This is a genomic window from Streptomyces sp. NPDC020597 (assembly GCF_044335095.1).
GTDB lineage: Bacteria > Actinomycetota > Actinomycetes > Streptomycetales > Streptomycetaceae > Streptomyces.
The window spans coordinates 1-9,401 of sequence record NZ_JBIRUL010000063.1; the positions used below are offsets into that span (position 1 = coordinate 1).

General features: G+C 70.7%; 2 protein-coding genes. Both read left to right on the plus strand.

Annotation, left to right across the window (positions count from 1 at the left end):
* Window positions 1–757: beta-ketoacyl reductase (locus tag ACH4ZA_RS39705; protein ID WP_398433867.1), on the plus strand; the 757-nt coding region annotated here is incomplete at its 5' end.
* Window positions 758–824: 67 nt separating this feature from the next.
* Window positions 825–9,401 (plus strand): type I polyketide synthase (locus ACH4ZA_RS39710; RefSeq protein ID WP_398433868.1); only part of this gene is annotated, 8,577 nt, incomplete at its 3' end.

The window sequence follows — 9,401 nt, forward strand, 5'->3', positions numbered from 1 at the left end:
CGGGGGTTCGGTGGTGGTGGCTGATGTGGAGTGGGAGCGTTTCGTTCCGGCGTTCACCAGCCGCCGTCCCAGCCCCCTGCTCACCACCCTGCCCCGCCTCACCGGCCAGGGCGACGTCGAAGAGCACGCGACCGAGGACGCTCGAGCCGTGCTGACCGCCCGGTTGGCGCAGCGACCCGAGAAGGAACGTCTGCGCGCGTTGCGGGACTTGGTCCGCAGGCGGGCCGGGCTGGTGCTCGGCCGAACCGAAGGCTCGGCCCTGGATCTCGACCGGCCCTTCAACGACATGGGTTTCGACTCCCTCACCGCCGTCGAACTCCGCAATCAGCTCCACGCCGAGACCGGGCTGCGGCTCCCGTCGACGCTGGTCTTCGACCATCCGAGCCCCCGCCACCTCGCCGATTACCTGCATGACGAGTTGTTCGGCCGGCCGGACCAAAGGGACACAGAGCCGGGAACGCCGCTACCGCCAGGCCGAGGCGGCGAGGCGTCGCTCCGCCGGGCACTCGCGACGATCCCCTTCTCACGCTGGGAGGAGAGTGGCCTGCTGGCCGCCGTGCTGTCGTTGGCGGACAGCGACCCGATCGGGCGGCCCACCGAAGAGGCGCTCCTGTCCGGGCCCACGGCGTACGGCACCGCCCGACACACAGGCACATTCGAACAGTCGCAGAACGACGACGAGCCCGTGCCCGGCGCGATCGATGCCATGGATGTCGACGCACTCGTTCAACTGGCCCTGGGCGACTCCGCCTCCTGAGGCACCACCCCGCCGCCACGTCTTCCCGTCCGCCCGCGAACGGGCCGCGAACCAGTGGAGTTTGAGCATGTCCACCTCCGAAGAGCGCGTCGTCGCCGCGCTCCGCGCCTCCCTGACCGAGAACGAGCGACTGCGTCAGCGCAATGACGCACTCAGCCGGGCGGCGAGCGAACCCATCGCCATTGTCGGCATGGCGTGCCGCTACCCCGGTGACGTCACCACTCCGGAACAGCTGTGGGACCTGGTCGCGGCCGGCGTCGACGCCATCACGCCGTTCCCTGCGGACCGTGGCTGGGAGCCCGCCCACGGGGCTTCCTCGATGGCCACGGGACAGGGCGGATTCGTCGCCACGGCTACGGATTTCGACGCGGGCTTCTTCGGAGTGTCACCCCGCGAGGCCATTGCGATGGACCCACAACAGCGTCTCGTTCTGGAGGCGTCCTGGGAGGCACTGGAGCGCGCGGGCCTCAAGCCCGCCTCCGTGCGCGGCAGTCGTACCGGTGTCTTCGTCGGATGCAGCAACCAGAACTACGGGGCCGTCTCGGGAGCCGACCTGCCGGAGGGCGTCGAGGGCCACTTGCTCACCGGGAACGCCGCGAGCGTCGTCTCGGGTCGGGTGTCGTATGTGCTGGGCCTGGAAGGTCCGGCGGTGACGGTCGACACGGCGTGCTCCTCGTCCCTGGTCGCCCTGCACCTTGCCGCGCAGGCGCTGCGGTCGGGGGAGTGCGACCTGGCCCTGGCGGGCGGCGTCACGGTGATGTCCACCCCCGATGTCTTCGTGGAGTTCGGTCGTCAGGGTGGGTTGGCGGCGGATGGCCGGTGCAGGGCGTTCGGTGAGGGTGCGGATGGTACGGGGTGGGGTGAGGGTGTGGGTGTGTTGTTGGTGGAGCGGTTGTCGGATGCGCGTCGGTTGGGTCATCGGGTGTTGGCGGTGGTGCGGGGTTCGGCGGTGAATCAGGATGGTGCGTCGAATGGGTTGACGGCGCCGAACGGTCCGTCGCAGCAGCGGGTGATTCGGGCGGCGTTGGGGTCGGCGGGTGTGTCGGCGGTGGATGTGGATGTGGTGGAGGCGCACGGTACGGGGACGAAGCTCGGCGATCCGATCGAGGCGCAGGCGTTGCTGGCGACTTATGGTCAGGGTCGTGACGGCGACCGCCCGTTGTGGCTCGGGTCGGTGAAGTCCAACATCGGTCATACGCAGGCGGCTGCGGGTGTGGCCGGTGTGATCAAGATGGTGCAGGCGTTGCGTCATGGGGTGTTGCCGGCGACGTTGCATGTGGGTGAGCCGTCCTCGCATGTGGACTGGTCGGCGGGGGAGGTACGGCTGCTGACGGAGCAGCAGCCGTGGCCTCGCACCGGCCGTTCCAGGATGGCCGGCGTCTCCGCGTTCGGCGTCAGCGGCACCAACGCGCATGTCATCCTCGAACAGGCTCCTGAGGTGGACTCCCGGGCCGACCTCACCCCTGACACCGCACGCCCCGCACCGGCCGTCTGGCCGCTCTCAGGCCGGACCGAGGAGGCTTTGCGTTCCCAAGCGCGCGCTCTCGCGACGTTCGCCGACGAGCGATCCGACATCGCACCGGGCCGTGTCGGCCTGTGCCTGGCGACGATGCGGACGCACTTCGAGCATCGGGCCGTAGTGGTCACCGAGGACGGCAACGGTCTCGTCGAGGCTCTCAACGCCGTGGCACGCGGCAGCGTTTCGGCGGACGCGATCGTCGGCCAGGACCACGGAGACGCGCGACAGGCGTTCTTGTTCGCTGGTCAGGGTGCGCAGCGGGTGGGGATGGGGCGTGGGTTGTATGCGGCGTTTCCGGTGTTCGCGGAGGCGTTCGATGAGGTGTGTGTGCGGGTGGGGGGTGGGTTGCGGGAGGTGGTCTTCGGTGGGGACGCGGAGCTGTTGGAGCGTACGGAGTGGGCGCAGCCTGCGTTGTTCGCGGTCGAGGTGGCGTTGTTCCGTCTGGTGGAGTCGTTCGGGGTGCGCCCGGATTTCCTGATGGGTCATTCGGTCGGTGAGATCGCGGCTGCGCATGTGGCGGGTGTGTTGTCGCTGGAGGATGCGTGCGCGCTGGTGGTGGCGCGGGGTCGGCTCATGCAGGGGTTGGCGTCGGGTGGGGTGATGGTCGCGGTGGAGGCGGCCGAGGACGAGGTGCTGGCGCTGCTGGAGGGCCGTGAGTCCGAGGCGTCGGTCGCTGCGGTGAACGGCCCCCGCGCGGTCGTGATCGCGGGTGCCGGGGCAGCCGTCATCGAGGTCGTTGATGAGTTGAAGGCGCGAGGTCGTCGGACGTCTCGTCTGCGGGTGTCGCATGCGTTCCATTCGCCGTTGATGGAGCCGATGCTGGAGGCTTTCCGTGAGGTCGCGGAGGGCATCTCCTACGGATCGGCGTCGGTTCCGTTGGTGTCGAACGTGTCGGGGCGGCTCGCGGTGGAGGGTGAGTTGGCGTCGGCGGAGTACTGGGTGCGGCATGTGCGGGAGGCGGTGCGGTTCGCGGACGGGGTCGGTGTGCTGGCCGCGGAGAGTGTGACCCGCTTCCTGGAGATCGGCCCGGACGCCACCCTCACCGCACTCGCGCAGAACAGCCTCCCCGACGGCACCGGCGACGCACTGTTCGCCTCGATGCTCCGCAAGGACGGTTCCGAGCATTTGGCGGTCCTGCGGGCGATGGCGAGGTTCCACGTCGACGGCGCGGACATCGACTGGCCGGCCGTACTGGGGGACGCCGGCGGAGACGAACCCGTCGACCTGCCGACGTACCCGTTCCAGCGGCAGCGCTATTGGCTCACCCCGAGCCAGCCGCCGCTCGGCGGTCCGTCGGGCCCGACGCGCGCTTCCGTCGTGGTCGACGCGGAGTTCTGGGCTTCCGTGGCGAGCGAGGACGTGCCGACTCTCGCGGCGGGCCTCGACCTCGCGTCCGACGCGCTCGCCCCGGTCGTCCCCGCCCTCGCGAAGTGGTACCAGCGGCGACAGGAGCAGGCCGCGATCGACGCCCTGCGATACGAGGTGTCCTGGCGGCAGCTGACCCGCGACGACGAGACCCGGCCGGGGGCGGGCGTGTCCGGCACCGGCAACTGGACGGTCCTGGTTCCGTCCGACGCCGAGGGCGACTCGCTGGAGATGATGAACAGCCTCGTCTCCGGTCTCCGGAAACAGGGACTCACCCCGCACGTCGTCGAAGTGGACGCGGCCGACCCCACAGCCTGCGCCGAGGCCGTCCGCCTTCCCACAGGCGGTACCGACACGACCGACGCCCGCCGAAGCCCGGACGGCATCCTCTCACTCCTTGCCTTCGCCACGTCCGCCGGACCGGCCGTGGGAACGCTGAACGCGCTGCGCGCGCTGGCCGAGTCGCGCATGCCGGGCGTACGACTCTGGGCCCTCACCCAAGGCGCCGTCGCAGTCGGCAGGACCGAACGGGTCACCCGCGCCTCGCATAACGCCGTATGGGGGCTCGGACGCGTCGCGGCGCTCGAGCACCCGGATGTCTGGGGCGGATCGATCGATCTGCCCGAGCGCATCGACGACCGGGCGTGCACCCGTCTCACGCGCGCGCTGACGCGTTTCAAGAGCGGCGAGGACCAGATCGCCGTCCGCCCGCACGGTGTCTTCGGCCGTCGACTCGAGCAGTCCGCCGCGCTGCCGCAGCCCGTCGTCCCCTGGAAGCCGAAGGGAACGGTGCTGATCACGGGAGGCACCGGAGCCCTGGGAGCACACGTGGCCCGCTGGGTCGTGGGGCGCGGCGCCCGCGATCTCGTCCTGGTGAGCCGCAGCGGCGAAACCGCGCCCGGCGCCGCCGGGCTGCGCGCCGAGCTGGAGCAGGCGGGCGCGCGGGTCACCCTGCGCGGCCTGGACGTCTCCGTGCGCGCGGACCTCACCGCCCTCCTTGCCGAGCACTCCTTCGACGCCGTCTTCCACACGGCCGGGGTGCTGGACGACGCCACGCTGCTGTCGACCGACGCCGAACGCGTCGATCGGGTCATGCGTCCCAAGACGTCCGCCGCCCATCTGCTCGACCAGCTGACCCGCGACCTGGATCTCTCCGCGTTCGTCCTCTTCTCCTCGCTGGCGGGCACGCTGGGGAGCCCTGGCCAGGGCGCCTACGCCGCCGCCAACGCGGTCCTCGACGCTCTCGCCGAGCGTCGGCGCGCCGACGGCCTGTCCGCCACGTCCGTCGCCTGGGGGCCGTGGGCGGGGGACGGGATGGCCGTCGCGTCCGGAGATCGGCGTCGCGGCCAAGGCGCCGTGACCGCACTCGCACCTCAGCTCGCGTTGTCCGCCCTCGGGGCGGTACTGGACGCGGGCGTCACCACGCAGCTCGTCGTGGACGCGGACTGGAAGCGCTTCGTCCCCGCGTTCACCGCCACCCGCCCCAGCGCCCTCCTCTCCCGCCTCGCGGTTCCCGCCGCCACCCCCGGAACGGGCGATGCCGCGAGCTCCGGCGAGGCCGACGGCAGTCTGAGGTCGCGGGTGGCCGGTCTGCCGCGTGAGGCCGGGCTGCGCCTCGTGCTGGACGAGGTGCGGAAGCTGGCAGCAGCCATGCTCGGGTACGAGGGCGCCGAGCAGGTGGGTGCGGAGCGGGCCTTCCGCGACCTGGGCGTGGACTCGTTGATCGCGGTGGAGTTGCGCAACGTTCTGGCCTCCGTGTCGGGCGTCACTCTCCCCGCGACGGCGGTCTTCGACCATCCGACGCCGCAGGCGCTGGCCGTGTTCATCCACGCCGAGCTGTTCGGGGACGGGACCGCGGCTGCCGCCGCGCCGCAGGGGACCGCTGTGGTCGCGGTGGACGAGCCGGTGGCGATCGTGGGCATGGCCTGTCGTTTCCCTGGTGGCGTCGAGACCCCGGAGCAGTTCTGGGAGATGCTCGTGGACGGCCGCGAGGGCATCGGGGACTTTCCCACCGACCGCGGCTGGGCCGTGCTGGAACCCGTCTACCACCGGTACGCCGGCGACGACGGCAAGGCCGGCCAGTACCCCCGACGCGGTGGCTTCTTGTCGGGCGTGGGCGGTTTCGATGCGGAGTTCTTCGGGGTGTCGCCGCGTGAGGCGTTGGCGATGGATCCGCAGCAGCGGTTGTTGTTGGAGACGTCGTGGGAGGCGGTGGAGCGGGCGGGGGTGGACCCTCGGTCGTTGCGGGGGAGTCGTACGGGTGTGTTCGTGGGGACGAACGGTCAGGACTATCCGGCGTTGTTGAGTGTGTCGGAGGGTGACTTCGGCGGTTATGTCGGCACGGGCAACGCGGCGAGTGTGGCGTCGGGCCGGGTGTCGTATGTGCTGGGTCTTGAGGGTCCGGCGGTGACGGTCGACACGGCGTGCTCGTCGTCCCTGGTCGCCCTGCACCTGGCGGGGCAGGCGCTGCGGTCGGGGGAGTGCGACCTGGCGCTGGCCGGCGGTGTGACGGTGATGTCGACGCCGGGCGCTTTCGTGGAGTTCAGCCGTCAGGGTGGGTTGGCGGCGGATGGCCGGTGTAAGGCGTTCGGTGAGGGTGCGGATGGTACGGGGTGGGGTGAGGGTGTGGGTGTGTTGTTGGTGGAGCGGTTGTCGGATGCGCGTCGGTTGGGTCATCGGGTGTTGGCGGTGGTGCGGGGTTCGGCGGTGAATCAGGATGGTGCGTCGAATGGGTTGACGGCGCCGAACGGTCCGTCGCAGCAGCGGGTGATCCGGGCGGCGTTGGGGTCGGCGGGTGTGTCGGCGGTGGATGTGGATGTGGTGGAGGCGCACGGTACGGGGACGAAGCTCGGCGACCCGATCGAGGCGCAGGCGTTGCTGGCGACTTATGGTCAGGGTCGTTCAGTGGATCGGCCGTTGTGGTTGGGGTCGGTGAAGTCGAATGTGGGTCATACGCAGGCGGCTGCGGGTGTGGCCGGTGTGATCAAGATGGTGCAGGCGTTGCGTCATGGGGTGTTGCCGGCGACGTTGCATGTGGGTGAGCCGTCGTCGCATGTGGACTGGTCGGCGGGGGAGGTGGAGTTGTTGACGGAGTCGCAGCCGTGGCCTGCGGAGGAGGGGCGGGTGCGGCGTGCGGGGGTGTCGTCGTTCGGTCTGTCCGGGACGAACGCGCACGTCATCCTCGAACAGGCCCCGGCCAAGCCGGTCACGTTGAAAGACCCTGCGGCGGACGACGGGGCCGTACTGCCCTGGCTCGTCAGTGGTCACAGCGAAGAGGCCCTGCGGGCCCAGGCCGCACGATTGCTCACGATGCTCGAAGAGCGGGACGACTCGTCGTCCGTCGACCTGACCCGCGCGCTCGCCACCGGCCGTACCGCCTTCCATCACCGAGCGGTCGTGCTGACGGCCTCCCGTCCGGAGTTGGCCAAGGAACTGCGCGGCCTCCATCTGGGTGCACCCGGGCCGCGCACTGTCGTGGGCGAAGGACTTCGAGGTGGTCGGACGGCGTTCTTGTTCGCTGGTCAGGGTGCGCAGCGGGTGGGGATGGGCCGTGGGTTGTATGCGGCGTTTCCGGTGTTCGCGGAGGCGTTCGATGAGGTGTGTGCGCGGGTGGGGGGTGGGTTGCGGGAGGTGGTCTTCGGTGGGGACGCGGAGCTGTTGGAGCGTACGGAGTGGGCGCAGCCTGCGTTGTTCGCGGTTGAGGTGGCGTTGTTCCGTCTGGTGGAGTCGTTCGGGGTGCGCCCGGATTTCCTGATGGGTCATTCGGTCGGTGAGATCGCGGCTGCGCATGTGGCGGGTGTGTTGTCGCTGGAGGATGCGTGCGCGCTGGTGGTGGCGCGGGGTCGGCTCATGCAGGGGTTGGCGTCGGGTGGGGTGATGGTCGCGGTGGAGGCGGCCGAGGACGAGGTGCTGGCGCTGCTGGAGGGCCGTGAGTCCGAGGTGTCGGTCGCTGCGGTGAACGGTCCCCGGGCTGTCGTGATCGCGGGTGCCGAGGCAGCCGTCATCGAGGTCGCCGAGCAGCTCAGGGCGTTGGGTCGTCGGGCGTCTCGTCTGCGGGTGTCGCATGCGTTCCATTCGCCGTTGATGGAGCCGATGCTGGACGCTTTCCGTGAGGTCGCGGAGGGCATCTCCTACGGTTCGGCGTCGGTTCCGTTGGTGTCGAACGTGTCGGGGCGGCTCGCGGTGGGGGGCGAGTTGGCGTCGGCGGAGTACTGGGTGCGGCATGTGCGGGAGGCGGTGCGTTTCGCCGACGGGGTCGGAGTGCTGGCCGGCGAGGGTGTGACCCGCTTCCTGGAGATCGGCCCGGACTCCACCCTCACCGCACTCGCGCAGAACAGCCTCCCCGACGGCACCGGCGACGCACTGTTCGCCTCGGTGCTGCGCAAGGACGGTTCCGAGCATTTGGCGGTCCTGCGGGCGATGGCGAGGTTCCACGTCGACGGCGCGGACATCGACTGGCCGGCCGTACTGGGGGACGCCGGCGGAGACGAACCCGTCGACCTGCCCACCTACGCCTTCCGGCGGACCGACTTCTGGCCCACGGTCACCGCACGCACGGTGGAGTCGGCGAGGCCCTCGGTCTCCGACGGCGACGCGTCCTTCTGGTCGATGGTGGAGGAGGGGTCACACGATCTGGCGGCGACCCTCGGGGTGCCCGAGGAGGCGCTGGAAGCCGTGCTTCCCGCGTTGACGGAGCTGCGTCGCGAGCAGGTGACGCGCGCCGAGGTCGACGGCTGGCGGTACGGCGTAGGTTGGGAACCGGTGGCGCTGCCGGCCTCGACGCCTCTGGACGGACGTTGGCTGCTGCTCCAGGGACCTGACGCCTTTCCCCTCGCGGGGCTCGATCGGTTCATCCCCGGTCTGGAGCGGATCACCTGCGACGCGCGGGACAGGAAATCGCTCACCGATCTTCTGGAGACGGCCGTCGACGGGACCGCGCCGGCCGGTGTGCTCTCCTGCCTGTCCCTTCCGGGGTTCGGCGACGAGCCTGTCGTCTCCGGTCCGGACGCCGGCGTGGCGCACACCATGACTCTGGTGCAGGCTCTGGGTGACGCAGGCGTCGCGGCGCCCCTGTGGGTCGTCACCCGGGCAGGGTTCGGCCCCGGCCGCGCCCCCGACGATCCGGCGCAGGCCGCGGTCTGGGGGTTCGGCCGTGTGGCCGCTCTGGAACACCCGGACCGCTGGGGCGGCCTCGTCGATCTGACGACGACGCCGAACGACGCGGATCTCGCCTCCGTCGCCTCGGTGCTGGCGCATCGCAGCGAGGATCAGGTGGTGGTGAGCGGGGGGCAGGTCTTCGGCCGGCGGCTGCGTCCGGCGCCTCCGTACGGAACGGATCCGGTGTCTTCGCAGAGCCACGACGGTCCGGCGCCGCGGCGACTGCTCGTCACCGGGGGTACCGGTGTGCTCGGGGTGCGCGTCGCCGAATGGTTCGTCGCACGTGGGACGGAGGAACTCGTACTGACCAGCCGGAGCGGCGCGGACGCTCCCGGCCTGGCAGAGACCGTCCTTCGACTGCGGGCGGCCGGAGCGCAACGCATCGACGTCGTCGCGTGCGACGTCGCCGACCGCTCCCAGGTCGCCGCCCTTCTCGACGCCCACCGCGTCGACGGCATCGCTCATGTGGCCGGTGTCCTGGACATGGAGGCGATCGATGCGATGACGCCCGCTCATGTGGGGCGGGTGGTGGGGGCGAAGGCGTGGGGTGCGGTGTATTTGGACGAGTTGACGTGTGGTTGGGATCTGTCGGCGTTCGTGGTG